General features: G+C 69.6%; 29 protein-coding genes. 16 read left to right on the top strand and 13 right to left on the bottom strand.

Translation table 11 applies throughout. The annotated features are described in order from the left end of the window. Positions 1-43 precede the first annotated feature (43 nt). Entirely contained in the window at positions 44-4,552 is a 4,509-nt protein-coding gene (gene gltB, locus ACQUSM_RS11665) for a glutamate synthase large subunit (protein WP_435118759.1), read from the bottom strand. A 133-nt stretch (positions 4,553-4,685) separates the two neighbouring features. Here gltB and ACQUSM_RS11660 point away from each other — a divergent pair, with 133 nt between their 5' ends. After that, positions 4,686-4,862, top strand: coding sequence for a hypothetical protein (locus tag ACQUSM_RS11660; protein ID WP_435118757.1), 177 nt, complete (start codon positions 4,686-4,688; stop codon positions 4,860-4,862). A 359-nt stretch (positions 4,863-5,221) separates the two neighbouring features. Beyond that, on the top strand, positions 5,222-6,880 hold the full coding sequence (thsB, locus tag ACQUSM_RS11655; RefSeq protein ID WP_435118755.1) for a thermosome subunit beta: 1,659 nt from the start codon (positions 5,222-5,224) through the stop codon (positions 6,878-6,880). A 15-nt stretch (positions 6,881-6,895) separates the two neighbouring features. Here thsB and ACQUSM_RS11650 read toward each other — a convergent pair whose 3' ends face one another. Beyond that, on the bottom strand, positions 6,896-7,306 hold the full coding sequence (locus ACQUSM_RS11650; RefSeq protein ID WP_435118754.1) for a hypothetical protein: 411 nt from the start codon (positions 7,304-7,306) through the stop codon (positions 6,896-6,898). Further along, entirely contained in the window at positions 7,306-7,662 is a 357-nt protein-coding gene (locus tag ACQUSM_RS11645; protein WP_435118753.1) for a MarR family transcriptional regulator, read from the bottom strand. The genes ACQUSM_RS11650 and ACQUSM_RS11645 overlap by 1 nt, the downstream gene beginning before the upstream one ends. Before the next feature lie 106 nt (positions 7,663-7,768). Between ACQUSM_RS11645 and ACQUSM_RS11640 the strand changes: the two genes are divergently transcribed. The 5 genes from ACQUSM_RS11640 (at position 7,769) to ACQUSM_RS11620 (ending at position 11,608) form a co-directional block, all read left to right on the top strand. After that, on the top strand, positions 7,769-8,596 hold the full coding sequence (locus ACQUSM_RS11640) for a hypothetical protein (RefSeq protein WP_435118752.1): 828 nt from the start codon (positions 7,769-7,771) through the stop codon (positions 8,594-8,596). A 45-nt stretch (positions 8,597-8,641) separates the two neighbouring features. Beyond that, the gene (locus ACQUSM_RS11635; protein ID WP_435118751.1) at positions 8,642-9,130 is read left to right on the top strand and encodes a DUF7109 family protein; all 489 of its coding nucleotides are present in this window, start codon (positions 8,642-8,644) and stop codon (positions 9,128-9,130) included. A 43-nt stretch (positions 9,131-9,173) separates the two neighbouring features. Beyond that, positions 9,174-9,773 carry an NUDIX hydrolase gene (locus ACQUSM_RS11630; protein WP_435118749.1) on the top strand — a complete coding sequence of 200 codons (600 nt, stop codon included), beginning with the start codon at positions 9,174-9,176 and terminating at the stop codon, positions 9,771-9,773. A gap of 254 nt (positions 9,774-10,027) precedes the next feature. After that, positions 10,028-10,651 (top strand): hypothetical protein, encoded by a 624-nt coding sequence (locus ACQUSM_RS11625; protein WP_435118747.1) that lies wholly within the window; start codon positions 10,028-10,030, stop codon positions 10,649-10,651. A 126-nt stretch (positions 10,652-10,777) separates the two neighbouring features. Next, positions 10,778-11,608 (top strand): DUF7388 family protein, encoded by an 831-nt coding sequence (locus ACQUSM_RS11620; protein WP_435118745.1) that lies wholly within the window; start codon positions 10,778-10,780, stop codon positions 11,606-11,608. A gap of 4 nt (positions 11,609-11,612) precedes the next feature. Here the strand turns inward: ACQUSM_RS11620 and ACQUSM_RS11615 are convergent, their stop codons facing one another. Further along, entirely contained in the window at positions 11,613-12,347 is a 735-nt protein-coding gene (locus ACQUSM_RS11615) for a CPBP family intramembrane glutamic endopeptidase (RefSeq protein ID WP_435118743.1), read from the bottom strand. Positions 12,348-12,433: 86 nt separating this feature from the next. Here ACQUSM_RS11615 and ACQUSM_RS11610 point away from each other — a divergent pair, with 86 nt between their 5' ends. Beyond that, on the top strand, positions 12,434-12,859 hold the full coding sequence (locus ACQUSM_RS11610; protein ID WP_435118741.1) for a hypothetical protein: 426 nt from the start codon (positions 12,434-12,436) through the stop codon (positions 12,857-12,859). Between the two features lie 54 nt (positions 12,860-12,913). After that, positions 12,914-14,092 (top strand): MFS transporter, encoded by a 1,179-nt coding sequence (locus tag ACQUSM_RS11605; protein ID WP_435118739.1) that lies wholly within the window; start codon positions 12,914-12,916, stop codon positions 14,090-14,092. A gap of 489 nt (positions 14,093-14,581) precedes the next feature. Here ACQUSM_RS11605 and citZ read toward each other — a convergent pair whose 3' ends face one another. Continuing rightward, positions 14,582-15,733, bottom strand: coding sequence for a citrate synthase (citZ, locus tag ACQUSM_RS11600; RefSeq protein ID WP_435118737.1), 1,152 nt, complete (start codon positions 15,731-15,733; stop codon positions 14,582-14,584). 123 nt (positions 15,734-15,856) lie between these two features. On the opposite strand from citZ, the gene ACQUSM_RS11595 reads away from it, so the two are divergent. Continuing rightward, positions 15,857-17,077 carry a potassium channel family protein gene (locus tag ACQUSM_RS11595; protein ID WP_435118735.1) on the top strand — a complete coding sequence of 407 codons (1,221 nt, stop codon included), beginning with the start codon at positions 15,857-15,859 and terminating at the stop codon, positions 17,075-17,077. On the opposite strand, the gene ACQUSM_RS11590 is transcribed toward ACQUSM_RS11595, so the two are convergent. The 3 genes from ACQUSM_RS11590 to ACQUSM_RS11580 are packed head-to-tail and all read right to left on the bottom strand — an operon-like array spanning position 17,078 to position 18,203. Further along, complete coding sequence (locus ACQUSM_RS11590; protein ID WP_435118733.1) at positions 17,078-17,368, bottom strand: DUF7536 family protein; 291 nt, start codon at positions 17,366-17,368, stop codon at positions 17,078-17,080. 45 nt (positions 17,369-17,413) lie between these two features. Beyond that, on the bottom strand, positions 17,414-18,034 hold the full coding sequence (locus ACQUSM_RS11585) for a DUF99 family protein (protein WP_435119697.1): 621 nt from the start codon (positions 18,032-18,034) through the stop codon (positions 17,414-17,416). After that, complete coding sequence (locus tag ACQUSM_RS11580; RefSeq protein WP_053948942.1) at positions 18,030-18,203, bottom strand: DUF5786 family protein; 174 nt, start codon at positions 18,201-18,203, stop codon at positions 18,030-18,032. Before ACQUSM_RS11580 ends, ACQUSM_RS11585 begins: the two co-directional genes overlap by 5 nt. Positions 18,204-18,313: 110 nt before the next feature. Between ACQUSM_RS11580 and ACQUSM_RS11575 the strand changes: the two genes are divergently transcribed. After that, entirely contained in the window at positions 18,314-18,853 is a 540-nt protein-coding gene (locus ACQUSM_RS11575; protein WP_435118730.1) for an LUD domain-containing protein, read from the top strand. After that, a complete protein-coding gene (locus ACQUSM_RS11570; protein WP_435118728.1) occupies positions 18,850-21,102 on the top strand; it encodes an LUD domain-containing protein in 2,253 nt (750 codons plus the stop codon). The genes ACQUSM_RS11575 and ACQUSM_RS11570 overlap by 4 nt, the downstream gene beginning before the upstream one ends. Before the next feature lie 18 nt (positions 21,103-21,120). Here ACQUSM_RS11570 and ACQUSM_RS11565 read toward each other — a convergent pair whose 3' ends face one another. Further along, the gene (locus ACQUSM_RS11565) at positions 21,121-21,852 is read right to left on the bottom strand and encodes an MBL fold metallo-hydrolase (RefSeq protein WP_435118726.1); all 732 of its coding nucleotides are present in this window, start codon (positions 21,850-21,852) and stop codon (positions 21,121-21,123) included. A 248-nt stretch (positions 21,853-22,100) separates the two neighbouring features. Here ACQUSM_RS11565 and ACQUSM_RS11560 point away from each other — a divergent pair, with 248 nt between their 5' ends. Beyond that, positions 22,101-22,721 (top strand): MBL fold metallo-hydrolase, encoded by a 621-nt coding sequence (locus tag ACQUSM_RS11560; protein ID WP_435118724.1) that lies wholly within the window; start codon positions 22,101-22,103, stop codon positions 22,719-22,721. A 42-nt stretch (positions 22,722-22,763) separates the two neighbouring features. Here ACQUSM_RS11560 and ACQUSM_RS11555 read toward each other — a convergent pair whose 3' ends face one another. Together ACQUSM_RS11555 and ACQUSM_RS11550 are read right to left on the bottom strand one after the other, a co-directional pair. After that, on the bottom strand, positions 22,764-22,913 hold the full coding sequence (locus ACQUSM_RS11555) for a 50S ribosomal protein L40e (protein WP_435118722.1): 150 nt from the start codon (positions 22,911-22,913) through the stop codon (positions 22,764-22,766). 140 nt (positions 22,914-23,053) lie between these two features. Continuing rightward, positions 23,054-23,335 carry a thioredoxin family protein gene (locus ACQUSM_RS11550; RefSeq protein ID WP_379731309.1) on the bottom strand — a complete coding sequence of 94 codons (282 nt, stop codon included), beginning with the start codon at positions 23,333-23,335 and terminating at the stop codon, positions 23,054-23,056. Between the two features lie 126 nt (positions 23,336-23,461). Between ACQUSM_RS11550 and ACQUSM_RS11545 the strand changes: the two genes are divergently transcribed. Genes ACQUSM_RS11545 through hisE form a run of 3 tightly spaced genes read left to right on the top strand, consistent with a single transcriptional unit; the run spans position 23,462 to position 24,617 of the window. After that, positions 23,462-23,620, top strand: coding sequence for a preprotein translocase subunit Sec61beta (locus ACQUSM_RS11545; protein WP_435118720.1), 159 nt, complete (start codon positions 23,462-23,464; stop codon positions 23,618-23,620). A gap of 47 nt (positions 23,621-23,667) precedes the next feature. Beyond that, the gene (pdxT, locus tag ACQUSM_RS11540) at positions 23,668-24,294 is read left to right on the top strand and encodes a pyridoxal 5'-phosphate synthase glutaminase subunit PdxT (RefSeq protein WP_435118719.1); all 627 of its coding nucleotides are present in this window, start codon (positions 23,668-23,670) and stop codon (positions 24,292-24,294) included. Then, complete coding sequence (gene hisE / locus ACQUSM_RS11535) at positions 24,291-24,617, top strand: phosphoribosyl-ATP diphosphatase (RefSeq protein WP_435118718.1); 327 nt, start codon at positions 24,291-24,293, stop codon at positions 24,615-24,617. Before pdxT ends, hisE begins: the two co-directional genes overlap by 4 nt. A gap of 1 nt (position 24,618) precedes the next feature. On the opposite strand, the gene npdG is transcribed toward hisE, so the two are convergent. Together npdG and ACQUSM_RS11525 are read right to left on the bottom strand one after the other, a co-directional pair. After that, a complete protein-coding gene (gene npdG, locus ACQUSM_RS11530; RefSeq protein WP_435118716.1) occupies positions 24,619-25,287 on the bottom strand; it encodes an NADPH-dependent F420 reductase in 669 nt (222 codons plus the stop codon). Between the two features lie 99 nt (positions 25,288-25,386). Further along, positions 25,387-26,790: a right-handed parallel beta-helix repeat-containing protein gene (locus ACQUSM_RS11525; RefSeq protein ID WP_435118714.1), complete on the bottom strand. Its 1,404-nt coding sequence runs from the start codon at positions 26,788-26,790 to the stop codon at positions 25,387-25,389. Between the last annotated feature and the right edge of the window lie 118 nt (positions 26,791-26,908).

Below are 26,908 nucleotides of genomic sequence, written 5' to 3'. Positions count from 1 at the left end.
AACGCTACTCCCTCACTCTCCTTGAAAAAGTAAAACGAACCCGTCAGTCGCCCGTCGACGCCGAGCGCGGCGGCTCCGCGGGCGCGTCGTCGACGGCCGCCGGCGGGCTGTCGCGCACGTCCGCGCGGCCCTCCTCCTCGATCACGCGGCTGTACGCGTCGGGCATCACCTTCGTGAACGCCGCGAGCGTGGCCGGCCAGTCCGCGAGCAGTTCCCGGCCGCGCTCGCTGCCGGTGTGGGCGACGTGGTTCTCGACCAGCCGTCGGAGCACGCCCTCGTCCTTCTCGCTCAGGGTCGAGAGCGTCACCATCCCCGTGTTCGCGCGCCGTTCGAGCTCGTCGTCGGGGTCGTACACGTACGCGACGCCGCCGGACATCCCCGCGGCGAAGTTCTTCCCCACGTCGCCCAGCACGGCGACGATCCCGCCGGTCATGTACTCACAGCCGTGGTCGCCGACCCCTTCGACGACTGCGGTCGCGCCCGAGTTGCGCACCGCGAACCGCTCCCCAGCGGTGCCGTTGACGTACAGTTCGCCGTCGGTCGCACCGTACAGGGCGACGTTACCGACGAGCACGTTTTCGGCGGGGTCGAACCCGGCCGCCGCGGGCGGCTGGACCGTCAGCCGGCCGCCGGAGAGCCCCTTCCCCACGTAGTCGTTGGCGGCGCCGGTCAGGTTCAGCGTCACCCCACCTTTCAGGAACGCGCCGAAGGACTGCCCCGCGGTGCCGGCGAGGTCGGCTTGGATCGTCCCGTCCGGCAGGCCGTCGAGCCCGACACGCTGGGCGATCTCGCTCGACAGCATCGTCCCGACCGCGCGGTCCGCGTTGGTCACCTCGCGGTCGAGGTGGACCGACTGCGCCGACTCGATCCCCGGCTCGGCGGCGTCGAGCAGGTCGCGGTCGTAGTGGTCCTCGACGCCCGGGTGCGCCTGCTCGCGCACCTTGTGCCGCGGCTCGGGGCCGGGGTCGGCGAGGATCGGCGAGAGGTCGAGCTCGCTCGCCCGCGGGTGGTCGGTGTCGCACTGGGTCAGCAGCTCCGGCCGGCCGATCAGCTCGTCGAGGTCGGTGACTCCCAGCTCGGCCATGATCTCCCGCAGGTGGCGGGCGACGAACGTCACGTAGTTCACGACGTGGTCGGGCTCGCCCGGGAAGCGGTCCCGCAGGTCGGGGTTCTGGGTCGCGACGCCGACCGGGCAGGTGTTCTCGTGACACTGCCGGGCCATCACACAGCCCGAGGTGACCAACGACGCCGTGCCGAACACGTACTCCTCGGCGCCGAGCGCGGCGGCGACGGCCACGTCGCGGCCGGTCTTGAAGCCGCCGTCGACGCTGACCCGGATCCGGTCGCGCAGCCCGGTCTGCCGGAGGAACTGATTCGCTTCAGCCAGTCCCAGCTCCCACGGCAGCCCGGCGTTTTTGATCGACGTTTTCGGCGAGGCGCCGGTGCCGCCGTCGTGGCCCGAGACGTGGAGCACGTCGGCGTTGGCCTTCGCGACGCCGGCGGCGATGGTGCCGATCCCGTCCTCCGAGACCAGCTTCACGTTCACGTCGGCGTCGGGGTTGGCCGACTTCAGGTCGAAGATCAGCTGTTTGAGGTCCTCGATCGAGTAGATGTCGTGCAGCGGCGGCGGCGAGATCAGCCCCACGCCGGGCGTCGCGTAGCGCACGTGAGCGATCATCTCGTTGACTTTCTCGCCGGGGAGGTGGCCGCCCTCGCCGGGCTTCGACCCCTGTGCCATCTTGATCTGGATCTCCTCGGCGCTCGCGAGGTAGTCGGCGGTGACGCCGAAGCGCCCGGAGGCCACCTGCTTCACCTCGCAGGCGCGCTCGGTATCGAACCGCTCGGGGGGTTCGCCGCCCTCCCCGGTGTTGGCCTTTCCACCGGTCCGGCTCATCGCGACCGCGTTGTTCTCGTGGGCTTCCGGCGAGAGGCTGCCCAGACTCATCGCCGCCGTCGAGAACCGCTCGACGAGCGACTCGATCGACTCGACTTCCTCGACATCGACTGGGTCGCGGTCGCTGTCGAACGCGAGCAGGCCGCGCAGCGTCTCCGGGCCGCCGCCGTCACCCTCGACGAGGTCGACGAACTCCTCGTAGATTCCGTAGTCGCCCTGCCGGACTGCCTGCTGGAGCGTTCCCGTCGTCTTCCGGTTCCAGCCGTGCCGGATCCCGCCGGTGCGGCTCTCGTACTCGCCCTGTCGTTCGAGTTCGGGCTCGCGATCGAACCCCTCGGCGTGGCGCGCGCGCAGGTCGTCCTCGATCACGTCGAGGCCGATGCCTCCGGTCCGGATGCGCGTCCCCTCGAAGTACTCGGCCACGAGGTCGTCGTCGAGCCCCAGCGCCTCGAACACCTGCGCGCCCTGGTAGCTCTCGACCGTCGAGATACCCATCTTGGCCATCGTCTTGAGCAGGCCGTCCTCCAGCGCCTCGACGTAGGCGGCGATCGCCGTCTCGCGGTCGGCGCCGTCGGGCCCGGCGACGGCGTCCTCGATGGTCTCGTAGGCGAGGTAGGGGTTCACCGCGCCCGCGCCGTAGCCCACCAGCGTCGCGAGGTGGTGGACCTCGCGGGGGTCGCCGGACTCGACGACGAGGCCGGCGTGGTTCCGGAGCCCGCTCCGGACCAGCGAGTGGTGGACCGCGCCCGTCGCGAGCAGGCTGGGGATCGCCAGCCGCTCCGGCCCGACGCGGCGGTCCGAGAGCACGACGATGTCGGCGCCGTCCTCGATCGCTGCGGTCGCGTCGGCGCGCAGCTCCTCCACCGCGGTTTCGAGATCCGTCTCGGGCTCAAACGTCGTGTCGACGACCGCCGAACGGAGCCCGTCGTCGCCGTCGAGCTCCCTGATTCGCTCGGTCGTGTCGTCGGTCAGGACGGGCGAGTCGAGCACGAGCTGGCGGGCGTGTTCGGGCGTCTCGTCGAGGAGATTGCGCTGGTGGCCCAGTCGCGTTTCGAGGGAGGTGACCAGCTCCTCGCGGATGTAGTCGATCGGGGGGTTGGACACCTGCGCGAACAGCTGTTTGAAGTAGCTGAACAGCGGGCGCTCGTGGTTCGAGAGCACCGAGATGGGCGTGTCGTCGCCCATCGAGCCGACGGGATCCTTTCCGTCCCGGGCCATCGGCTCGATCATCTCCTCCAGTTGGTCGTGGGTGTAGCCGAACGCGGCCTGTCTCGCCCGGAGCGGCTCGTCGTCGCTCCGCGGTTCGAACGACTCGCGTTCGGGGAGCCGTCGCTGTTCCCGCTCGACCCATTCGGCGTACTGCTCGTCGGCGAGGTCGTCGAACACCTCGTCCTCGGGGACGACCCGACCTTCCTCGGGGTCCGCGACGAGTAGCTGGCCGGGCGAGAGCCGCTCGCGGCGCTCGATCTCGGCGGGGTCGGTGTCGAGCGCGCCGGCCTCCGAGGACATGATCAGCCGCCCCTCGCTCGTCACGTCGTAGCGGCAGGGACGCAGGCCGTTGCGGTCCAGCGCCGCCGCGACTTTCCGCCCGTCGGTCGCGACGACGAGCGCGGGGCCGTCCCAGGGCTCGATCAGGCTGGCGTGGTAGTCGTAAAAGGCCGTGCGCTCGGGCGGCATCTCGTCGTCGTCGCGGTACGCCTCCGGGATCAGCATCCGGAGGGCGTGCTCGACGCTGCGGCCGGTGCTGGTGAGCAGTTCGAGCGTGTTGTCGACGCTGGCGGTGTCGGACTGCTCGGGGTCGTCGACGATCGGTTTCAGCGTCTCGAGCTCGTCGCCGAACGCGTCGTCCGCGAGGTCGGTCTCGCGGGCGCGCATCCAGTTGATGTTCCCTTGGATCGTGTTGAACTCGCCGTTGTGGACGATCCCTCGGTACGGGTGGGCGAGGTGCCACGCGCCCAGCGTGTTCGTCGAGAACCGCGCGTGGACCAGCGCGATCTCGGACTCGATGCGTTCGTCGGTGAGATCTGGGTAGTACGTGGGGAGCTGTTCGCTCGTGAGCAGCCCCTTGTAGACGAGGCGTTCGCGGTCGAGCGAGCAGACGTAGAAGCGATCCGAGCCCGGCAGGTCGGCGTCCTCGATCGCGTGCTCGGTCTCCTTCCGGGCGACGTAGAGCGCGCGGTCGAACGCTGCCTCGTCGAGGCCGTCCGGCGCGACGAACAGCTGCCACACGTCCGGCTCGGCGTCGAGCGCGGTGTCGCCCAGCTCTTCGTTGTTCGTGGGCACGTCGCGCCACGCGATCGTCTCGATCCCGTGGGCGGCGAGGTGGTCTTCGAAACGATCCATCAGCGACTCGCGGGCGTCGGCGTCGTCAGGCATGAACACGCTGCCGACCGCGTACGTCTCCGGGAGGTCGGCGTCGAGGGCGGCCTCGAAGAAGCGGTCGGGGCGCTGGAGCATGATCCCCGCGCCGTCGCCGGTGTCGGGGTCGGCGCCCGTCGCGCCGCGGTGTTCGAGGTTGCCGAGCAGCTCCAACGCGTCGGCGACCGTCCGGTGGGACGCACCGTTCGCCAGATCGACGACGGCGCCGACGCCGCAGTTCGACCGCGCCTCGGACGGATCCGCGAGGCGGGCGGTTCGGTTCGTGGTACTCTCTGACACGGTGTTTGGGAGTATTCCGCATAGTTTATTACTCTGTCCCTCGAAACACCCCGAACTTTCGTGAAAGATCCGCGGAGCGGGTCGCACACCCCCGAAACGTTGATAACTATGTGTGTCGTTGTCACGGGTGACGATGCCAGACACGAAAACCGGTCGCGAACGGAAAGGGCGGAACAAGCGTCGACAGCTGGAGCACCGCCTCGCCTCCCGAGACGTGGAGACGGAGTTCGACGACGAGCTCCCCGAACCCGACGCGGCCGACGCCGAATACCTGGTGGATCCGGACGGGGGTGATTCGTCCGAGAACTGACCGTCCGCCGCGCCGATCACCCCTCTCCTCTCCTGCCTGCGGTTTTCGCCGTCTCTCGACTCCTCGAGTGTTACTCCTTCTCCGTAGCTGTCAGCTTCCGTAGACGCTTCGCCGCGTCGACCTCCCTCGTCGAGCCTCCCCGTCCGTCTCCCGCGTCCTCAGTCCGGACAGCTGTTACCCGAGTAGTACATAAAGGCGGCAAATTCGGGCTCGGTGTGCCATGCTACTACGACACATGATTTTTCCAGAATGGGCTTCCTTCTGCCGGTTTATTCGATTCGCGTGATCCGGTGGCGGGCTCGATCGGGCCGGCACCAACGACAGATTTATATAGAACCACGGACAATCTGTCGTTGAACATGAGTCAACGACAGCGAGGCGGAGGCCAGCCGATGATCATCATGGGCGAGGACTCCCAGCGAGTGAAGGACAAGGACGCACAGGAGTACAACATCTCCGCGGCTCGCGCGGTGGCCGAGGCGGTACGCTCCACGCTCGGCCCGAAAGGGATGGACAAGATGCTCGTCGACTCGATGGGCGACGTCACTATCACCAACGACGGCGTCACCATCCTCGAGGAGATGGACATCGACAACCCGACGGCCGAGATGATCGTCGAGGTCGCCGAGACTCAGGAGGAGGAGGCCGGCGACGGGACGACCACGGCCGTCGCGATCGCGGGCGAGCTCCTGAAGAACGCCGAGGAGCTGCTCGAACAGGACATCCACCCCACCGCGGTGATCAAGGGGTTCCACCTCGCGTCCGAGCAGGCCCGCGAGGAGATCGAGGACATCTCGCGTGAGATCGACCCGACCGACACCGAGCTGCTCGCGAAGGTCGCCGAGACGTCGATGACCGGCAAGGGCGCGGAGCTCGACAAGGAGCACCTCGCCCAGCTGATCGTCGAAGCCGTCGAGGCCGTCACCGTCGAGGCCGAGGACGGCAGCCACGTCGTCGATCTCGCCAACCTCAACATCGAGACCCAGAAGGGCCGCGGCGTCTCCGAGAGCGACCTGCTCAACGGCGCGGTCGTCTCGAAGGACCCCGTCCACGACAACATGCCGAGCGAGGTCGCGGACGCCGACACGCTCCTGCTCGACGCGGCCATCGAGGTCGACGAGGCCGACGTGGACACCAACGTCTCCATCGACTCGCCCGACCAGCTCCAGTCGTTCCTCGATCAGGAGGAGCAGGAGCTCCGCGACAAGGTCGACGCCATCGTCGAGACCGGCGCCGACGTGGTGTTCTGTCAGAAGGGCATCGACGATCTCGCCCAGCACTACCTCGCGAAGGAGGGCATCCTCGCGATCCGCCGCGTGAAGTCCTCGGACATCGGCTTCCTGAAGAACGTGCTCGGCGGCAACGTCGTGAGCACGTTCGACGGCCTGACCAGCGACGATCTCGGCCACGGCTCGATCAGCCGTGACGCCGACGACGAGATGTTCTACGTCGAGGGCGAGGACTCCCACGGCGTCACGCTCCTGCTGCGCGGCTCCACGGACCACGTCGTCGACGAGCTCGAGCGCGGCGTCGAGGACGCGCTGGACGTCGTCGCGACGACCGTCTCCGACGGCCGCGTGGTCGCCGGCGGCGGCGCGATCGAGGTCGAGCTCGCCAGCCGCCTGCGCGAGTACGCCGACAGCGTCACCGGCCGCGAGCAGCTCGCCGTCGAGGCGTTCGCCGACTCGCTCGAACTCGTCCCGCGCGTGCTCGCCGAGAACGCCGGGCTGGACTCCATCGACACGCTGGTCGACCTGCGCGCCGCCCACGAGAGCGGCGACGAGGTCGCCGGCCTGAACGTGTTCAGCGGCGAAGTCGAGGACACCTACGAGGCCGGCGTCGTCGAGCCCGCCCACGCCAAGGAGCAGGCGGTCTCCAGTGCTACCGAGGCCGCGAACCTCGTGCTCAAAATCGACGACATCATCGCCGCGGGCGACCTCTCGACCTCGGGCGACGAGGACGAGGGCGGCCCCGGCGGCGGCATGGGCGGTATGGGTGGCATGGGCGGCGCGATGTGAACGTAGGCCGCTAGTTCACACCGTCCCCACCGACCCGCGTACCGCTCCGTCGAACACCCGTTCTCCCGTTTTTTCGCGTCCGTGAGCTACGCTTCGCGTCCGAGATAACCGCTCCCTTCTTGGGTAATCTCGTGCAGTTTCTCGGCAGTGAGAGTGGTCACGTAGCGCCGGACGTGCTCCCGGGAGAGCGTCTGGAACACCCAAGGGTGCGTGGCTCTCCAGCGGGAGGGGTGCACCCTCGTACTCGTCTTCCCCGATCGCGATCGAATGTTCGTGGTACGTCCGCGAGGTGAGCGCGACGCAGACGAACTGCATCCCGTGGTCGGCCATCTCGGCGTTCCCCACCACGAGGAGCGGTCGGCCGGAGTCACCGGACTTGTAGACGTCGTCACTCCAGACGATGTCGCCGTTCCGGATCTGCCTCACTACAGCTCCTCCGAGTCCGCCGTCTCCCACTCCTCGGGGTCCTCTTCCCCGAACTGCTCGTCGTATCGCTCGGTCACGGCGTGAACGCCGCGTGCTTCTGCGAGACGCTGCTCGTCGTCGGTGATCGCCCAGTACGGGCTCTTGTGCCGGACGAGTCCCCGCTTTTTGAGCCGGGAGAGGAGCGAACTGACCGTCTCGACGTCGATCCCCGTCCGCTCGGCGATCGTCGCGGCTTTCCAGGCCCGGTCGTCGTGGCTGGCCAGGAACTCGATGATCCGCTCGGTCGGGTTCCCGCCGCGGAACTCGTCGGGCTCCCCGGACTCGAACTCCGTGATGTCGATGCTGCCGCCGGACATACGCGTCGTTTGGCCGTCTACTGTCTTACCGTTTGGGTGTTTTCTCGTTTCCTCCCGGCAACGTCCCGCAGAAGGCACTTACCACGCCCCAGCGAACCCCGGAGGGATGCCCTCCAGACGCGCGTACCTCACAACTCTCGTAGCCGCAGGGCTCGCCGGCTGTGTCGGCGAGGGCCCCGGCACGGGGACTGACACGGACAGTCCGACGGCCACGACCGCGCCCGGGACGATCGCGCGCTCCGACGTGATCGTCGAGGCGGCGGCCGTTCAGTACTCGTATCGCCACATCGAGCAGGTGGACTGGAACGGGATCCAGCCCGCCGACGGTCAGTTCGTGTTCGTCACCGTCGACGCGCGGCCGGCCGATTCCGCCCCTGCCCGCTCGGCGTTCACGCTCGTCGCCGACGACGAGCAGTACGCCCCCACCGAAATTCGGCGCTGGAAAGCCGTCGACCTCGACGTACCCGGGAGCGCGTACGTCCCGGACCGCGAGGATGAGGCCCCTCGGGGCTGGCTCGTCTTCGAGACGCCCGCCCAACTCGAATCGCCGCCGACGCTCCGGCTCGACCGCGACCCTGCGCCGGCGGAGTGGACCCTCGACGCCGATCTCGCGACGGCGCCGCCGCCCGCGTGGGAGTGGTCGGTCGACGCCCCCGACACGGTCGCGCCCGACACGACGTTCGACATCGCGATCACCGCCGAGAACGTCGGCGACGGCCCGGGCGCGTTCCGCGGCGCGGTGAACTTCTCGTACCCCCTCTACGCTCCGAAGGGGTTCGACATCCCGCTCGACCCCGGACAGTCCGGCACCGAGCGCGTCGCGGCGGAGGTCCGGGACGCCGAGTCCGTCGAGGAGATCGAGTACGGAATCCGGACGCCCGTGGGGGAGACGACCGTGACCGTCGCCGTCGAGAGCGACACCGCGGCCGAGTGAACACGGACCCCGCGCGCTTTTGCCGACCGCCGCCCCACTCCGGGTATGGAGGAGGCCACCCACGACGAGCTGGCCGGGATCGTCGACCTGTTCGACGCGCTGACCCGCGAGGAGCTGGAGCAGGCGCTGGTGGAGGTCGCCTACCGCCGCGGCGCCGACGTGCGCGAGGACGCCGTCTCCGCGGCCGTCGCCGAGGCGATCCGGGAGTACTACCTCGTCGAACTCCCCGCCGACGCGATCGACGGCGACGTGGCCGCCGACGCGGTGCTGATCGTCGGCCCCGTCGCGTTCCCGATGCTCCCCGACGAGGGCGAGGACCTGCCCCACATCCTCGACGTGCCCCCGCGTTCGGTCGACCGCGCGACCGCGGCCGAACACGCCGCCGAGCGCCTGCGCGCGGAGGCCGCGACGGCCGTCGACGAGGGCGACGAGGAGCGGGTGGCGACGCTGGCCGACGTGACCTACGACGTGGAGGCGTGGGGGCCGGTCGAGCTCCGGGAGACCCGCGAGCGCCTGCTCGACGTCGTCGACTGAGACCGACGAAGCGTTTTTGACCGCCTACCGCCGACAGTGAGATATGGAACTGTCGGGGCTCGGCAGCTACGAGCCGGTCACGATCGCCGACGCGGAGCGCTGGGCTAGCGTGCTCGCGCCGGTGGTCGAGCGCGACGGCGAGCCCTCGCTACTCTTTATCAAGCGGGCCGACCACCTCGGCTCCCACCCCGGACAGATGGCGTTCCCCGGCGGCGGTCACGAGCCGTTCGACCCGGACCTGACCGCCACCGCCCGCCGCGAGGCGTTCGAGGAGATCGGCCTCCCGGAGTCCGACCCCTCGATCGTCGGCCGGCTCGACGACACGACGACCACCTCCGGCTACGCGATCCGCCCGTTCGTCGCGCAGGTGCCCGACCGCGAGTACGAGCCCGACGACCGCGAGGTCGCCGAGATCGCGACGCTGCCCGTCTCGGATCTGACCGACCCCGCGAACTACGAGTCCGAGCGCCGGGAACGCCCCGAGCTGGGCGACGTCCGCGTCCACTACTTCCACGTCGGCGACTACACCGTCTGGGGCGTGACGGGGCGAATGCTGGTGCAGCTGCTCGAACTCACGACCGACTGGCGCGCGCCGGAGGCCCCCGACCGCGTCGTCGACGCCGAGGCCGAGTTCCCCGTGTAACCAGCCACGGCGCGCGACCGACCGCGCGCTCCGTCGCGCGGTCTCGGAGCCGATGCCGTGGCTGTGTGTAAGCAAATCACGGCGCGCGACTGGTCGGCGTAGACGAGAGCGTCGCTCTCGTCTGCCAACCAGAACGCATCGCGTTCTGGTGACGCCTCCGTGCGCCGACCACGGAGCCGATGCCGTGGCTGTATGAGACAAGCCCGGTTTTGTCTCTACGCAGCGTTCAAGCTCGCTCGCGACCATTCTGTCGTATGCACACCCGACGATCCGTCCTCGCTGGCGCCTCCCTGCTGACCCTCTCGGGCTGTCTCTCGGCCCCCCCGATCGGGACGCCGACGAGCGGTCTGCCCGACGGCGACGGTGGCGCGGGCAGCACGCGACCCGAGGGGACCGGCGGGCCGGCAGTCACGCTCGCGAGCGTCGACGACGAGCCGGATCTCCCGCTCGCTATCGAGGTCGCGGTCACCGAGCCCGTCGCGACCGAGGCCCACCCGCCCCGGCTCGCGGTCTCGGTGACGAACGACAGCGACGAAGCGGTCGCGATCGGCGAGGCCCGCGCGGCGGTGTTCGAGTACCAGTACTCCGAGGGCGGCTATCTCGCCCTGCTGCCCGCCGACGGGGAGTACGCCGCCGATCCCGGCTGCTGGCGGCTGAACGAGGGTGTCGGGACCACCGAAGAGTACCGGACGGTCACGCTCGAACCGGGGGCGAGCCACACGTCCGACCTCGAACTGTACGCTGCCGGGGTTGAGGAGGCCGCCTGCCTCCCGGTCGGCGAACACCGTTTCGAGACGACGATCGCCCGCTACCCGGATCCCGACGACCTCGGCGACGGTGAGTCGGCCGACTGGGGGTTCTCGGTGCTGCTGGAGTGACGACACGCTTATCCCGCTGACCACGATACGAGAGAGTGCATGGCCGCACAGGCGATGGATCGCGTTCCGCGATTCTAAATCCGCGCAGTTCTCGCACAGCTACCGCAGTACCCACGAGCGCCAGCTATGACTACGCCCGACACCACACAGCCCGACAGCACCGCGCAGCGAACGACAAGCGACGCCGTCGGGCCGTTCCCGCGTGTCGGCATCGACGCGGTCGCGCTCAAGCCCACCGAGGTCGATCTCGCCCGTGCCACCGACCTCGCGGCGTCGACGCTCGTCGTCGACTACGAGGGTCGCGAGGCGTTCCCGGACACGGACACGCTCCGGGCGCTGGCCGAGACGGCCGACGTTCGCGTCACCACGCCCGTTCGCGCCGACGGCCTCGACCCGTTGGGCGACGACTCGCTGTCGGACTCGATCCCCGAGGGGGTCGGCCGCGTGCTCGTCGCGGGCAACGGCGCGTACCTCACCGAGGCGGAGGGCCAGCGTGCGGTCGCGCCGCGGCTCGGCGAGGCGACCGACCGTTTCTCCGACGCGTGGGTCGGCACCGAGGGGGTCGAACGGGTCGCGCTCGCGACCGGCGCGACCCAGTTCGAACTGCTCTCGCGCTCGACTGAGCGGGACGTTCGTGCGCTGCGAGCTGCCGGCTTCGACGGCGAGCTCGCGGTGTACGCCCCCACCGTCCTGAGCGACGACGAGGACGCGATCCTCGACGCCGTCGGCGCGTACGTCTCCCGGCGCGCGCCCGTCCGGCGCGCGCTGCCCGACGAGTACGAGACGGACGCGGCGGCGACCGGCCGCGCCCGCGAGGTGCTGCTGGCGGCGAGCAAGGACTTCGCGATCGTCGGCGACGAGGAGACGGTCCGCGGTCGCGTCGAGGGGCTCCACGGCGCGGGCGTCGACACGGTCGTCGGCTACCCCGCGCGGGGGCTGGACGAACTGCTCGGGTAGCCCCTCACACGATCCCCAGTTCGGCGAACAGCAGCCAGATCACGCTCACGTTGTACAGGCCGTGGACCGCGACCGGCACCAGCAGCGTCGCCGTCCGCTCGTACAGCCACCCCAGCACGAGGCCGATCCCCAGCCAGACCGGGATCGACACCACGCCCGACTCGGGGTTGGCAATGAGGTTCGGCAGATGGACGAGCGTGAACAGCACCGCGCTCCAGCCGATCGCGCCCCGCGCGGAGAACGACTGCCGCAGGTAGCCCTGAATCACCCCGCGGAACAGGTACTCTTCGGCGGGGCCGACCGCGAACAGCATCGCGGGGATCACGAAGGCCAGCACCGCGACGGAGAGCTCCTCGGGCGTGGAAACGGCGGTCGCGGGATCGATCCCGAGTAGCGAGCCGACCGCGAACGCGATCCGATTGAACGCGACGAGGACGGCCGTGGTGCCGACGATCAGCGCGGCGTCGCGGGCGCCCGGCCGCCCGATCCAGTCCACGACGAGATCGCGCCCGTCGTCGGTCCGCCGGAACGCGTAGCCGACGACGACGAAGCCGACCTCCGACGCCGCGAGCGCCACGCCGACCAGCACGGGCACCGCCGCGTCGGGGTTCGTCCCCGCGCCGACGAGCGCGCCGCTGAACGTGCCGAGCAGGCCGGTGACGCCGCTCACCACGAGCCCCCCGACCGCGAGCGTGAGCGCGATCACCAGTGCGACCGGCGGGCTCGGGCTGTCAGTCATACTCGGGGGGTCGGTCGGCCGCACAATCAATCCGACGCCGCCCGTGCCCCGGCGTTTAAGTCGGCACGACCGAAAGGGGTGGTCGAATGGAGGTCCGCGACGCGGTCGAACGCGACGCGGCGGCGATGGCCGCCCTGACCGACGCGCCGGAGCCCGTGCTCCGGAACGTGATCCACGAGCGGAGCGTCCGCGTGCTGGTCGAAGAGGGCGACGGGGAGGCAGCCGACGCGGTGGACGACGAAACGGCGGACGACGTGCAGGGCTTCGTGAGCTTCGACGCCCGCGAGGACGCGGTGTTCGTCACGCAGTTCGGCGGCGACCGGGCGGCCTGCGAGCGCCTGCTCGGGGAGCCGCTGCGCTTCGCCCGCGCCGAGGGGCTGCCCGTCGAGCTCGTGCTTCGGGAGGGCGACGACGCGATGCGGGCCGCGGCGGCGGCGACGGGGTTCGAGGCTGCCGGCTCGGGTCCGCGGTTCCGCGGCGAGTCAACCCGGACGTACCGGTACGAGGAGTAGGGGAGAACGGCCGGGACGCCCGCGTTCAAGTGAGTCGCGCCCGGGGGCTACGTCGTGAACGACACGACCGACGAGGAGCGTCTGTTCCGGGGGTATTCCGGACGCCTGCTGCTCGTCGTCTCGCTGGGGTGGGCGCTGCTACAGGCCGGCCGGCTGAGCATCTCGCCGTTGCTGCCGGCGATTGAAGCCGATCTGGGTATCGGCAGCGGCGCGTCGGGGTTCGCCATCACGGTCGTCTGGGGAACGTACGCGATCCTCCAGTATCCGAGTGGCCGGCTCTCGGACCGACTCTCCCGGACGACGCTGCTCGTCGCGGGGCTCACGCTCGCGGCCGTGGGCTTCCTCACGCTGTCGGCGGCGCCGTCGTACCTCGCCTTCCTGTTCGGTGCGGTCGTGATCGGCGTCGGCGTCGGCCTCTACCCCACGCCGGCGCGAGGGCTGGTGTCGGACCTGTTCGTCGCCAAGCGCGGCCGCGCGTTCGGCCTCCATACCGCCTCGGGCGACGTGGGCGGGATCCTCGCGGCCGGGATCGGGACGGTCGTGATCGCGGTGGCGACGTGGCGGGCGGCGTTTGCCCCCGTCGCGGTCGCGCTGCTGTTGATCGCGCTGTTGCTCCACGTCTGGAGCGAGGAGGGGTACGAACTCGCCTCCGTGGATCTGGCGATCGTCGACACGTTCCGGCGCATCCTGGGGATCCCGCGGCTGCGCTGGCTGCTCGTCGCCTACGCGCTGTACGCGTTCACCTGGCAGTCGGCGACCAGCTTCCTCCCCACGTACCTCCAGGCGAAGGAGCTCTCGCCGGTCGTCGCGAACGCGTCGCTCGCGGTGCTGTTCGTCGTCGGCGCCATCGTGAAACCGCTGGCAGGCGGGCTGGGCGATCACGTGCCGCGGGGGCTGCTCGCGCCGGCCGTGCTGGTCGTCGCCGCCGGCTCGCTGATCGTGCTGGTGAGCGCCTCCACCTCGCTGGTGGCGCTGGCGGCCGTCGCCGCCTTCGCCGCGGGGCTGCTGGCGTACCCGCCGGTGATGCAGGCGTACCTGATGGACTCGTTCCCGGGCGACAGCATGGGCGGCGATCTGGGCGCGATGCGCAGCATCTACATCGGGATCGGCTCGCTGGGCGCGACGTACGTCGGCGTCGTCGGCCAGTACGTCAACTTCGACGTCGCGTTCGCCGGGCTTGTGGGGTGTCTGCTCGTGAGCAGTACGGTGATCGTGTTTCGTGGCCGGGAGTGAGTTCGTCTTTTTCGGCTGGGTATGAGATGGCGATAGCGACAGCAGCTTGACCGTTGGTAACTGGGACAGCGACCGCGACAGCACCAGCAGCTCGATCGCTGGCAACTTGTGACTGCAATGCGCCGAACACGAGGTTCGGCGCAGCACCGAGTCCCCACCCCTCCCCCCGCGCCGGCGAATCTCGCCGGCGCGAGGCGTCCACCGCCACCGCAGCCGGCGGTGGCGCGCGACGTGAGTGCCTCCGTGCACGAACGAGCGCGCGAGGGACGACGGAGTGAACGTAGTGAACGAAGGAGTCGGCTGGGGAGGTGTGAGGGCTGTGCGGGGCGGTGCGGTCGCAAGTGGCCAGCGATCGAGGCGTTGTTCGCGGCTGCTGTCCCGGCGATGAAGATCACAATCGAGCTGCTGTTCACGGCTGCTGTCCCGACGATGAAGATCCCTCTTAAACGCCCGTCTCTCCCTCGAAAAACAGAGTCTCAACCGAATCGACTACCGATCGCCGAGCGGCACCCACTCCGCGTCCTTCTCGCCCGTGTACTTCGCCCGCGGCCGCATGATGCGGTTGTCCTCGAGCTGTTCGAGCACGTGCGCGACCCAGCCGCCGACGCGGCTCATCGCGAAGATCGGGGTGAACATGTCGACCGGAATGCCGAGCTGGTAGTACACCGTCCCGGAGTAGAAGTCGACGTTGGGCGCCAGCCCCTTCTCGGCGAAGTTCTGCTCCTCGACGAGGTACTGCTCGATCTCGTTGGCGTGGTCGTACCACTTCTTCTCGCCGGAGGCGTCGCCGAGTTCGCGGGACTTCTCCTCGAGGATCACCGCTCGCGGGTCCTTCACGTTGTACACGCGGTGGCCGAAGCCGGGGATCTTCCGCCCGTTGTCGAGGGCATCTCTCACCCACTGGAGCGCGTCCTTCTCCGAGCGATCGACCTCGATCAGCGTCTCCATCACGTCCTGATTCGCGCCGCCGTGGAGCGGCCCCGACAGCGCGCCGACGCCGCCGGCGACCGCCGAGTACGTGTCAGCGAGCGTCGAGGCGATCACCATCGACGTGAACGTCGAGGCGTTCAGCCCGTGGTCGGCGTGGAGGATCAGCGCCATGTCCAGCGTCTCCTCGGCCACCTCGTCGGGCTCCTCGCCGGTCAGCATGTAGAGGAAGTTCGCGGCGTGGCTCAGCCCCTCCCGCGGGGAGAGCGGCTCCTCGCCGTCGCGAAGGCGCTGGTACGCCGCGAGGATCGTCGGGATCTTGGCCGTGATCCGTCGCCCCTGCCGGAGCCGGGCGGTTTGATCCTCGGGATCGGCGTCGGGCTCGGGGTCGCTCGCGGAGAGCATCGACACCGCGGTCCGGAGCGCGGCCATCGGCGACTCGTCGACGGCGGCGAGATCGGCGAGCACGGAGTGCACCTCGTCGTCGACGGCGCGCTCCTCGGCCATCGTCGCCGTGAACGCCGAGAGCTCGTCGGCGGTCGGTAACGAGCCGTGCCAGAGCAGGTAGAGCACCTCCTCGTAGCTGGCCTCGGCCGCCAGCGTCTCGATGTCGTGGCCGCGGTAGATCAGCCGCCCCTCGTCCCCGTCGATGAAGCTGAGTTGGGACTCCGCGACGACGACGCCTTCCAGACCTTTCTGAACCTCGCCTGACATAGGCTACGGGTTCGGTCGGTCGACGAAAAAGCGTTGCCGTTCCGGCCGCTCAGGCGTGGAATCCGTCCCCGTTCCCGCTGCGGGCCGACAACCCTTATCCCCCGTCCCGCTGAACCGCCGGGCATGCCCGACGTCGAGTACGAGCCGGTCAGCGTGAAAGCGGTGCTGTCCGAGATGAAAGACACCGCCGAGCTGCTCATCGACCTCTCCTACTCCGCGGTGCTGTCGGGCAGCGACGAGGTGGCCGAGGAGGTGCTCGCCCTCGAAGAACGGATGGACGTGCTCCAGCTGCAGGCCCGGATGAGCGTGCTGCTGGCCGCCCGCAGCCCTGAGGACGCAGAGCAGCTGGCGCCCGTGCTGGGCGTCGTCGGCGCCGCCGAGAAGATCGCCGACGCCGCCGGCGACATCGCGAAGATCGTCTTGGAGGACATCGGTCTCCCCGAGGCGATGCGGGCGGCGATCCCCGAGGCGACCGAGGCGCTCGTCCGGGCAACCGTCGCGGCCGACTCCGCGTACGCCGACCGGACGCTGGGCGAGATCAACATGGAGACCGAGCGCGGCGTCCGGGTCATCGCCGTCCGCCGAGCCAGCGAGACGGGCAAGCGAGCGTGGATCACCAACCCCGACGAGGGCACCGAGATCCGGGCCGGCGACGTGCTCCTGCTCCGCGGGCTCGACGAGGGGCTGGCCGCGGTGTACGAGGCGGCGACCGGCGAACGTTACGAGCCGCCCGAACTCACGGAGTCGCCGATCGAGGACCTCGAACGCGCGGTCGGCTCGATCGTCACGATGAAGGACACCAGCGAGCTCGCGGTCGATCTCGCGTACGGCTCGGTGCTGTTCGACAGCGAGGCCGTCGCCGAGGAGGTCGTCGAACTGGAGGCGGAGGTCGACGCGCTCAAGTCCCGGCTGGAGGCGTGGACGCTCCGTGCGGCCGGCCGCGTCGACGACCCCATCGAGCTCCGGGGGCTGGTCCACCTTGCGGCCGCGACGGAGGAGATCAGCGACGCCGCGCTGGAGATCAGCGAGGGGGTGCTCCGCGGGCTGGACGCCCATCCTGTGGTTGCCGCCGCCGTCGAGGAGAGCGACGAGGTGATCGTCCGCCTCACGGTGGCCGACGCGGCCGAGATCGCGGGCCACACGCTGGGCGACCTCGAACTCGGCACCGAGACGGGGAGTCGCGTGATCGCGGTCCGGCGGCCGGGCGAGGAGACCGAGTGGGTAGTCTCGCCCGACGCCGACACCCGGCTCTCGACGGGCGACGTGCTCGTCGCGAAAGGGACGCGGGCGGGCACCGAGCGGCTCTCGGCGATGGCCGGCGATCCCCGCGAGTTCGACGCGTAGCTACGCTTCCGCGCGGACCAGCCGGATCAACGAGAGCAGGGTCAGAACCGTCGTCACCAGCAGCGCCGCCGCCGAGGCGAGGACGACAGAGAGCAGCAGGAACCAGCCCGTCTCCCCGAGCACGGGGAACTCGCGCGTGCCCGCGAACGGCCCCGCGGCGCGGGTGAGGCGGAACACGTACGCCAGCACGGCGATCGCGACCCCGGCGGCGGCGCCGACGGCGGCGTTGCGTCGGACCGACAGCGCGTCGAGCAGCGGCGCGACCGACGGTTCGGGCGGCTCCTCGCTCATCGTTCGCGGTTGACGCTGGCGGGGTTTATCCGCGTCGCTCCCGGCTCAGGGATCGAGCCGGTCGCCCAGTTCGCTGCCGGCCCGTGCCGCGACCCGAGCCACCCGGAGCGGTTCGGGTCGACCGCCTTCCGGCGTGAACCCCCGGACGAGCTGTGCGGCCTCGCAGTTGGGCGCCAGTGGCGGCAGTTCGTCGGCCTCGGTATCGACGCCAGCCGCGGCCGGCGTGTCGACGCCGACCCCGCGCACGAACAGCTGTTCGTCGTTGACCGACAGCGAGCGCCGCGGGGGAAGCGACTCGTAGGCGTCGAGTCGCCACGCCCGAGATTCGCCGTCGAACTGCGCCCGGATCGCGGGCGCAAGCCCGGGGCTGGCTTCGAACGAGATCGAGAGCGTGGGGAGGCCCGTCTCGGTGTGGATTCGGGGCAGGTCGAGAACGTTGAACCACGCGGGGGCGACCCCCGCGAGCAGAAGGACCGACACGTCGGGTCTGTCGATGCGGTCGACCAGCGCGATCACGGCGTCGGTCGCGTCGTCGCCGCCGACGGTACAGCGTTCGAAGGCGAGCCCGTCGACGGCGCGGTCGGCGCGGACCACGGCGCCCGCACAGGTCGAGACGGCCTCGCCGTCGGAGAACGCGACGCCGAGTGCGCGCTTGCCCGGCTTAATCGTCCTTGATGTCCTGAAGCCGGTCCAGGAGTTCGTCGTTGGAGGCTCCGTTGTCGAACTCGACGGAGCCCTCGTGGGATCCGCCGTCGGCGTCGACCGCGTCGTCGCCGTCGTTCATGTCGAGCTGCTGATTCTCCTGCTCGGATTCATCGTAGCTCCCGAAGCCCATTACATACAAACTTTGTGTCCGAGGGTGGATAAACGCTTGGCCGTTCAGTATCGTTAGCAACTGACAGGATCTGCCGAGAGTTTATCGGGTGAACGCCCCATCTCCACCGCATGAGTCAGTCGCTCGGACCAACGTTCACGGACGCGCTCGACGGCCTCGGCGTCGGCTGGACGCGGACGACGGCCGCCGAGTTCCCGGCCGCGATGGCCGACGCTGTCGAACAGCCAGCCGTCGGCACGCCGCTGCCCTTTGACGGCGTCTCGCTCCCCGAGGCTGTCACTGTCCCGCCGACGCCCGGCGAACTCGACGCGGCGACGACGGGCGTCACGCCGGCGTTCGGCGGGATCGCCGACTACGGAACGGTCGTCGTCGAGTCCCGCCCGGAGGGTGACGAGCTCGTCTCGCTCTACCCCGAGCGCCACGTCGCCGTCCTGCGGGAGAGCGGCCTCGTCGCGGGCGTTGACGGAGGCTCGTCGGCGGCGGGAGCCGGCGTCGACGAGGCGGCCGACGACCTACGCGACCGGATCGAAACGGACCGTGGGAGCGCGGTGCTCGCGACGGGCGCGAGCGCGACCGCGGACATGGGCGCGACCGTCACGGGCGTCCACGGCCCGCGCGAGGTACACGTGATCGTCCTCACCGATCGATGAGTACCGACGACACGCCCCGGAACGAGAGCCGAGCCGAACGGATCCGCCGCCTGCTCGAGACGGAGGGTCCCACGGTCAAGCAGAATGCACAGGGGTTCAACGAGGGCCGGTACGCGGCGATGGCCGACGTGGACGGCGAGAAACTCCGCACCGACGCCCGCGAGATCAAGGAAGACGCCATCGAGCGACTGCCAGAACTGATCGAGACCGTCCGCGAGCGCGTCGAGGAGAACGGCGGGACGGTGTACCTCGCGGACGACGCCGCGGACGCCAACGAGTACGTCGCGGAGGTGTGTGCCGACGCCGGCTCGCTGGTGAAGTCGAAGTCCATGACGACGGAGGAGCTCGAAGTCAACGAACACCTCGAAGCGCGGGGCGTCGACGTGACCGAGACCGACCTCGGGGAGTTCGTGCTGCAGGTCGCCGACGAGGCGCCCTCCCACCTCATCGCGCCCGGGTTCCACAAGTCGACCGACGAGATCGCGACGCTGTTCAACGAGCGGTTCGACCCCGAGGAGCCCCTGGAGACCCCCCAGGAGCTCACCGCGTTCGCCCGGGACCACCTCGGCGAGCGCATCCGCGGGGCCGACGTGGGGATGACCGGCGCGAACTTCGTGCTCGCCGACAGCGGCACGCTCGCGCTGGTCACCAACGAGGGCAACGCGCGCAAGTGCGCGGTCACGCCCGACACCCACGTCGCGGTCGCGGGCGTGGAGAAGCTCATCCCCTCGATCGACGAGCTCCCGCCGTTCGTCGAGCTGCTGGCCCGCAGCGCGACCGGGCAGGAGATGGCCCAGTACGTCTCCCTGCTCACGCCGCCGACCGACTCGCCGACGATCGACTTCGACGCCGAGGAGCCGATCGGGGGCGGACAGGACGACCGCGAGTTCCACCTTGTACTCGTCGATAACGGGCGCTTCGAGATGCGCGAGGACGACGACCTACGGGAGACGCTGTACTGCGTGCGCTGTGGCGCCTGTAGCAACTCGTGTGCGAACTTCCAGCACGTCGGCGGCCACGCGTTCGGCGGCGACACGTACACGGGCGGGATCGCGACGGGCTGGGAGGCCGGCACCGGCGAGGACGCCCTCGACCCCGAGGCCGCCGCCGAGTTCAACGACCTCTGTACCGGCTGCTCGCGCTGCGTGAACGCCTGTCCCGTGAAGATCGACGTGCCGTGGATCAACACCGTCGTCCGGGATCGCATCAACCGCGGCGCGGAGCCGGACGCCGTCGAGGGCCTCGTCGACGGGCTCGTCCCCGACGCCGAGCGAGCGGGGATGGACTGGGGGAAGCGCGCGTTCGGCAACGTCGGAACGCTCGCGCGATTGGGGAGCGCGACCGCGCCGGTCTCGAACTGGCTCGCCGACAGCGCGCCGGTTCGGGGGGTGCTCGAACGCCGTCTCGGCGTCGACGGCCGGCGAGAGCTCCCCGAGTTCCAACGGCGGACCCTCCGGCAGTGGGATCAACAGCGCGACCCCGACGTCGCGACCCCGCGGGCGGATCGTGAGGTGGTCCTGTTCCCGGACGTGTTCACCAACCACGTCGACGTGGAACGCGGGAAGGCCGCGGTTCGCGTGCTGGAGGCGCTTGGCGTCCCGGTTTGGGTCGCCGGCGAGGTCGGCAGCGGCCGCGCACCGTTCTCACAGGGGATGCTCGCGACCGCCCGCGAGCGGGCGGAGTCGGTCGCCGACGCGCTGGAACCGCACGTCGAGGCCGGCCGAGACGTGGTGGTCGTCGAACCCTCCGACCTCGCGATGATCCGTGCGGAGTACGGGAAGCTCCTGTCCGACGAACGCGCGGCGAGGCTGGCCGCGGGGAGCTTCGAGCTCCTGGAGTACGTGTACGGCCTGCTGGAGAACGGCGTCGAGCCCGAGCGGCTCACCCGGGGTGACGGCGAGCGAGTGACGTACCACGCCCACTGTCAGCAGCGGACGCTCGGCCTCGACGCCCACACCGAGGCGGTGCTTGGCAGGCTGGGCTACGACGTGGCGACGACCGAAGCGGAGTGCTGCGGGATGGCGGGCAGTTTCGGCTACAAGTCGGAGTACTACGAACTCAGCGTCGCCGTCGGCGAGTCGCTGTCCGAGGAGGTTCGGGAACGCGACGGCGAGCAAGCCCGCCGGGTCGTCGCCAGCGGCACCTCCTGCGAAGAGCAGTTGAGCGACCTGCTCGACCGACCGGCGACCCACCCCGTGGAACTGCTCGATCCGGCACGACCGGCCGAGCCGCGGGACGGCGCTGATTGACTCCGCCGCCGACCCCCCTCACGAGCCGATCCGTTCCCCGTCTTCGGGAACGCGAACGTTCTCTGTCGCCGACCGCAGTTCCTCGCGGGTGAGCAGGCAGTGGTTGATCGCCTCCATGTGGACGACGCCGACCGTCGCGTCAGTCGCCGCACGGACGGCGGAGACGTCGTCGACGCCCATCGTGATCGGCTCGCCCTCCTCGAAGCGCGCTTCGCCGCCGTTGAGAACGACCAGGTCCGGGTCGAACTGGTCGAGCGTCTCCGCGACCGGCTCGTACCAGACCGTGTCGCCCGCCACGTACACCGTCTCCTCGGCCTCGAAGACGAACCCCGAAACCGGCCCCATCTCCGTCGCGAGCTCGCCGTGCCCGTGACGCCCGGGCGTTCGGTGGATCGTCACGCCCGCGAACGAGGCGTCGTCCGTGACGGGACGAACGTCGGTGAACCCCTCCTCGACGAAGGCGTCCGACTCCTGGGGCTGGCAGAACAGCGGCACGTCGGCGTCGAGCGCCGCGCTTGCGGCCTCGTCCCAGTGGTCGGTGTGTCGGTGTGTGACGATCACAGCGTCGTAGGACAGGTCGACGTCGGGCATCGGGACGAGGGGGTTTCGGCGGTCGTTCGGCGTGTTCGGCACGGACGGGTTCTCGCCCGGCGACGCGAACATCGGGTCGACGAGGAACGTCGTGTCGCCGACGTCCACGAGAACGGTGGCGTTCCGCACCAACTGGACGCCGGCATCCGTCGTTGACATACGGAACGGCTACGATCGCCGTCGGGATGGGGCTTACGTCGACGGAAGGAACGGCAGGACCGCTGCCGCCGCCGCCGGCTGCCCGTTGCCGGCGGCCGCTGTCGCCGCCCCCGGCTGACTGCGTGCCGGCGGCCGCTGCCGCCGACGCCGGCTGCCCGTTGCCGGCGGCCGCTGCCGCCGCCGACGGTTGTTCATCACCGTCGGCCGCTGCCGCCGCCGTTTTACGGAACTCGGCCGAACCGACACGCATGACTCCGATCAACGTCACCGCCGACGCCGAGCAGTTCACCGCGAACGTCTACCTCGTCGACGGCGAGGTCACGACGCTGGTCGACGCCGGCGCGATGCCCGGCGTCGTCGAGGCGATCCGCGAGCACGTCGACGATCTCGACCGGGTGGTCCTCACCCACCAGCACGGCGACCACGTCGAGCAGTTGGACGCGGTGCTCGACGCGTTCGATGCGGAGCTGTACGCCTACGACGACCACCCGCGCCGGAGCCACGAGATCGCCGACGGCGACGAGGTTCAGATCGGCGACGAGACCCACGAGGTCGTGTACACGCCGGGCCACGCCGACGACCACGTCGCGTTCGTCGGCGAGACGGCGCTGTTCAGCGGCGACGTGGTGGTGTACAACGACGGCGCGTTCGACGACGGCAGCTTCGGCCGGACCGACCACCCGTCGGGCGACCGTGAGCGACTGATCGAGAGTCTGCGGACGATCCTCGACCGACTCCCGGACTCGGTGGAGGGGATGTACGCCGGCCACGGCGACCCGTTCGAGGCGGACAGCGACTCGGTGCGGGACGTGATCGAGCGCGCGCTGGAGCGGGCCGAGCGCCGGGAGCCGAAGTACCCCGACGAGTAGCGCGGCTGGCGGGGTAAGCGAACGTGTGAGAACGGGGCCGGATCAGGCCGAGCGCGGCTCCTTGGCCTTGGGTCGGAGCTTCCCGTAGCCACACTTCCGGCACTCCTCGGCGCGCTGGGGGTTCCGCGCGTTACAGCGCATGCAGATCTGTTTGTTCAGGATGCGCTCCTCCGCTTCTTCGAACTTAGCCATACGCGTGGGTTCTCTCGGCGGGCGTTTAACGCTTACCTTGCGGGCCGACGCCGCCGTTCGGGGGAGCTCCCACGGGCGTCGACCGACTCACCGGCGGCTAGTCGGGCTGTTCGCGACGCGAGAGAACGGTCGAAAACCGGTTAGGCGGCCTGCTGGCCCTGCTGGGCGCGGTCGAGCGCCTCCTCCAGCTCGTCGCGCTGGGTGACCCCGACGAAGCGCTCGACGACGCCGTCGTCGTTCTCGATCACCAGCGTCGGGAGCGAGCGGACGGAGTACTCGTTGGCGGTCTCCTGATCCGCGTCGACGTCGATCTTCTCGAACTCGACGTCGCCGAACTCCTCTTCGAGCTCCTCCAGGATCGGGTCCTGGGTCTTACACGGGCCACACCAGTCGGCGTAGAAGTCCTTCAGTCGGACGGTCATGCGTGGCCCGGAGTTGGCCGTGGCCGCGCATAAGCGTTCCGCCGGCGGTGTTCCGTTCGGTTTCTCCGTTCGCGCTCCCCGCCACGCTCCGGAAGCTTTAGGCGGCTCACGTCCAGATGTGGCTGTATGAGCGGAAGCGACAGCGGCGGACTGATGTCCAGCGCGGGGCTGGTCCGCTACTTCGATGCCGAGGACCGCAACGCCATCCGAATGGACCCCCGCACGGTCGTCGCCGCCGGGACGCTGTTCGGGATCCTCGTGTTGGTGCTCCGCGCCGCGTTCTGAGCCCCGGGAACGCACCCTTTTTGCGCGCCGCTCACCCATCACTAGCCATGCAAGCAGGCGTCATCGCGGTCCAGGGCGACGTGAGCGAACACGCCGCCGCCATCGAGCGCGCCGCCCGGGCCCACGGCGAGGCAGCCGAGGTGGTGGAGATCCGCCAGTCCGGCACGGTCCCGGACTGCGACGTGCTCCTGATGCCCGGCGGCGAGTCGACGGCCATCTCCCGACTGCTCGCCCGCGAGGGGATCGACGCGGAGATCCGCGACCACGTCGCGGCCGGGAAGCCGGTGCTCGCGACCTGTGCCGGCCTGATCGTCGCCTCCACGGACGCGAAAGACGACCGCGTCGACACGCTCGACCTGCTCGACGTGACTGTCGACCGCAACGCGTTCGGCCGGCAGAAGGACTCCTTCGAGGCCCCGCTGGACGTGGCGGGGCTCGACTCGCCGTTCCCGGCGGTGTTCATCCGCGCGCCGCTGATCGACGAGGTGGGCGACGGCTCGGGCGCGCCGATCAACGACGCCGGCTCCGTCGAGGTGCTCGCGCGCTGGGACGGCGACCCCGTGGCGGTCCGACAGGGCCCCGTCGTCGGCACGTCGTTCCACCCCGAACTCACCGCCGACTCTCGGATCCACGACCTCGCGTTCTTCGAGACGGTCGAGGTGAGCGGCCAGTGAGCGACCCCGAGAACGCGACTGAGGGGGAGGAACCGCTCGACGCCGACACCATCGACGCCCTGTTCGAGACGATCGAGCAGCGCAAGCGCGAACTGCCGGAGGACAGCTACACCGCCTCGCTGTTCACCCACGAGAAAGGCGAGAACGCCGTGTTGGAGAAGCTGGGCGAGGAGTCGACGGAGCTGATCCTCGCCGCGAAAGACGACGACCGCCCCGAACTCGCGGCCGAGAGTGCGGACTTCCTCTACCACCTGCTGGTGCTGTTCTCGATGAAGGGGATGGAGCCCGACGACCTGCGGGAGGAACTGGAGTCGCGGTTCTGAGCTACTTCAGCTCCAATCCCAAATCGTGCAGCCCGTCGTTGTTCATGGCGACGTTGACCAGCAGCGGCGTCAGCGACTCGACCTCGGCGGCGTTCGCGAGGCCGCCGGCGTCGAGTGCGCGCAGCCCCTCGATCCCCTCGGCGATGTCGGTCACGATCCCCTTCGCGTCGTCGTCCGCGCCGACGACGAACGTGTCGACGCCGAGTTCGGCGTCGAGATTGGCTAGCCGCCCCGCCGCGAGGTTGTGGAACGCGCCGACGAGGTGGACCCCCTCGGGCACCGCGCTCGCGGCGTGTTCGGTGACGCTGCCCGCGGGCGGCGGCGCGTAGTGGAACCCGTCGTCGTCGCGGTCCATCCCTGTCGCGGGCGTGACCACGATGTCGCCGTCGTCGAGGTCGTCGGCGACCGCCTCGATCGTGTCGTCGACGTAGTACGGCGGGACCGCGACGACCACCACGTCCGCGAGCGCGGCAACGTCCGCGTTGGCGCCGCCCTCGATCGTCGTCTCGACGCCCCGGGAGTCGAGTTCGGTCTCGTACTCCGCGGCCTTCGTCTCGGCTTTCTCGGGGTCGCGGGAGCCGATCAGTACGTCGTGGCCCGTGTCGTACGCCAGTCGCAGAGCGAGCCCCTCGCCGATGTCGCCGGTGCCGCCGAGTATCGCGATCTCCATACCCGAGGTGGGGCCGGTTCCGACGTAAGGATTGCGCGAGTGGCAGACATGTCGCCGTGTTCGCGACGGTGACGGATCGCATCGGGGCACGTCCCGAACTCAGAACTCGTGGTTCCGTTCAGTGACCAGGCCGAACCCGTCGGCGACCTCGATCGTCGCGTTGTAACAGACGTTCCCGGAGACGACGCCGGAGTTGGTTTCGGTGACCGTGAGACGACCCTCCTGCGAGCCGGAGCAGGTGATGAAGTTGTCCCGGAACAGTAGTCGGTTGGCACTCGCGAGGAGCCCCACGTCCCGTGGCACGTCTTCGAACGTGTTGTGCTCCACGACGAGCGTGTCGAGCCGGCGGCCCGTCTCGGTAAACCACGTGAGAGCGTTCGGGCCCCCGCCCTCGAAGTGGTTGTTCCGGATCGTGACGGTCCCGAGGTCCAGGTCGGAGTTGAAGAGCACGTGTGCCGAGGTCTCCTCGGCGTCGATCTCGGGCAGGAGGAAGGTGTTGTCCGAGATGGTCACTGACCCGACACTCGTGTCCGCGAACTCGATCTGTCCGGAGGCGATGTCGGGGAGGTAGTTGTCGGCGAAGACGTTGCCCGTGATAACGATATGGCCGCCCGCGACGTCGCCGTCGGTATCGTCGATCTTGATCCCGTGCCCGTTGGCCTCGAAGTGGTTGTTCGCGACAATGGCGTTGGTCAGCGCGAGGTCGAAGATGTCGCCCGTCCGCTGTGCATTGTCGATGAACGTCGAATTGACGATCCGGTGGTGGCTCGCGGAGGGGTGGTACGCGTGTCGGTCGCTGTCCCGGACCACGCAGTTGTCGATCGTGACGTAATCGGCGTCGTTGTCCTCGCCGATCCCGTAGCCTGCGCTCCCGTCGACCGACTTCCCCCCGAAGATGACGCAGTTCCTGAACGTCACGAACGAGGACTCGCCCCAGATGTCCGCCGTTCGTGTCCCGCCCGTCCGCTCACGTTTCTGCCCGTCGAGAACCAGCCCGTTCACCGTGACGTTCGACGCTGACTCGACGGCAAAATCCACCTGGGCCGAGCCGGATGGCTCGTGGTCCTCGAACCGCAGCCACGCGAAGTCCGACCGTACCTCGGTGAAGTCGTTCGGTACCCGCAGCCCTCGTTCAACGGTGTAGGCCCCTCGGCGGATGAACACCCGGCCGCCGTCCGTCGCGTCGAACGTTCGTTGGAGCACCTCGCCGTCGTCGCTCCCGGCTTCGCCACGGAACGCGATCTTGAGCGTCGATCCGTCGTACGCCCGGATCTCGCCGGATTTCTTCGTGATCACGTACTTTGCGGGGAGAACCCCCATCAGCTCGGCCGCGCTTTCGACGGTCTGCTCGGTGTTCGTCTCCACGCCCGCCGTTGGCGACCCGCCCCCCGAGGCCGTGTCCTGTGGTGTCGCTCCATCGCGGTCCCCACAGCCCGCGATGGAACCGAGGCCGATCGTGGCACCGGCGCCCAACATCCGACGCCGTGTGATGTCTCGAGCCATACTGGTGGTTGCATCGCCGGTTTTCAAAAGCGTTGGGTGCTAACACGCGAGAAAACACCGGTAGCACACAACAGCTCCGCGGGGACTCCTGGTCAGTACGACAGTCAGCGCTCTCGTT

The sequence above is a fragment of the Halolamina sp. C58 genome, from assembly GCF_051195095.1.
Lineage (GTDB): Archaea > Halobacteriota > Halobacteria > Halobacteriales > Haloferacaceae > Halolamina.
This window is presented reverse-complemented; position numbering and strand designations above follow the sequence as displayed.

Bases quoted from the DNA above. Each gene is read 5' to 3' on its own strand.
- ACQUSM_RS11660 (WP_435118757.1), top strand. From the start codon at position 4,686: ATGCCAGACACGAAAACCGGTCGCGAACGGAAAGGGCGGAACAAGCGT.
- thsB (WP_435118755.1), top strand. From the start codon at position 5,222: ATGAGTCAACGACAGCGAGGCGGAGGCCAGCCGATGATCATCATGGGC.
- ACQUSM_RS11645 (WP_435118753.1), bottom strand. From the start codon at position 7,662: ATGTCCGGCGGCAGCATCGACATCACGGAGTTCGAGTCCGGGGAGCCC.
- ACQUSM_RS11640 (WP_435118752.1), top strand. From the start codon at position 7,769: ATGCCCTCCAGACGCGCGTACCTCACAACTCTCGTAGCCGCAGGGCTC.
- ACQUSM_RS11635 (WP_435118751.1), top strand. From the start codon at position 8,642: ATGGAGGAGGCCACCCACGACGAGCTGGCCGGGATCGTCGACCTGTTC.
- ACQUSM_RS11630 (WP_435118749.1), top strand. From the start codon at position 9,174: ATGGAACTGTCGGGGCTCGGCAGCTACGAGCCGGTCACGATCGCCGAC.
- ACQUSM_RS11625 (WP_435118747.1), top strand. From the start codon at position 10,028: ATGCACACCCGACGATCCGTCCTCGCTGGCGCCTCCCTGCTGACCCTC.
- ACQUSM_RS11620 (WP_435118745.1), top strand. From the start codon at position 10,778: ATGACTACGCCCGACACCACACAGCCCGACAGCACCGCGCAGCGAACG.
- ACQUSM_RS11615 (WP_435118743.1), bottom strand. From the start codon at position 12,347: ATGACTGACAGCCCGAGCCCGCCGGTCGCACTGGTGATCGCGCTCACG.
- ACQUSM_RS11610 (WP_435118741.1), top strand. From the start codon at position 12,434: ATGGAGGTCCGCGACGCGGTCGAACGCGACGCGGCGGCGATGGCCGCC.
- citZ (WP_435118737.1), bottom strand. From the start codon at position 15,733: ATGTCAGGCGAGGTTCAGAAAGGTCTGGAAGGCGTCGTCGTCGCGGAG.
- ACQUSM_RS11595 (WP_435118735.1), top strand. From the start codon at position 15,857: ATGCCCGACGTCGAGTACGAGCCGGTCAGCGTGAAAGCGGTGCTGTCC.
- ACQUSM_RS11590 (WP_435118733.1), bottom strand. From the start codon at position 17,368: ATGAGCGAGGAGCCGCCCGAACCGTCGGTCGCGCCGCTGCTCGACGCG.
- ACQUSM_RS11580 (WP_053948942.1), bottom strand. From the start codon at position 18,203: ATGGGCTTCGGGAGCTACGATGAATCCGAGCAGGAGAATCAGCAGCTC.
- ACQUSM_RS11575 (WP_435118730.1), top strand. From the start codon at position 18,314: ATGAGTCAGTCGCTCGGACCAACGTTCACGGACGCGCTCGACGGCCTC.
- ACQUSM_RS11570 (WP_435118728.1), top strand. From the start codon at position 18,850: ATGAGTACCGACGACACGCCCCGGAACGAGAGCCGAGCCGAACGGATC.
- ACQUSM_RS11565 (WP_435118726.1), bottom strand. From the start codon at position 21,852: ATGTCAACGACGGATGCCGGCGTCCAGTTGGTGCGGAACGCCACCGTT.
- ACQUSM_RS11560 (WP_435118724.1), top strand. From the start codon at position 22,101: ATGACTCCGATCAACGTCACCGCCGACGCCGAGCAGTTCACCGCGAAC.
- ACQUSM_RS11555 (WP_435118722.1), bottom strand. From the start codon at position 22,913: ATGGCTAAGTTCGAAGAAGCGGAGGAGCGCATCCTGAACAAACAGATC.
- ACQUSM_RS11550 (WP_379731309.1), bottom strand. From the start codon at position 23,335: ATGACCGTCCGACTGAAGGACTTCTACGCCGACTGGTGTGGCCCGTGT.
- ACQUSM_RS11545 (WP_435118720.1), top strand. From the start codon at position 23,462: ATGAGCGGAAGCGACAGCGGCGGACTGATGTCCAGCGCGGGGCTGGTC.
- pdxT (WP_435118719.1), top strand. From the start codon at position 23,668: ATGCAAGCAGGCGTCATCGCGGTCCAGGGCGACGTGAGCGAACACGCC.
- npdG (WP_435118716.1), bottom strand. From the start codon at position 25,287: ATGGAGATCGCGATACTCGGCGGCACCGGCGACATCGGCGAGGGGCTC.
- ACQUSM_RS11525 (WP_435118714.1), bottom strand. From the start codon at position 26,790: ATGGCTCGAGACATCACACGGCGTCGGATGTTGGGCGCCGGTGCCACG.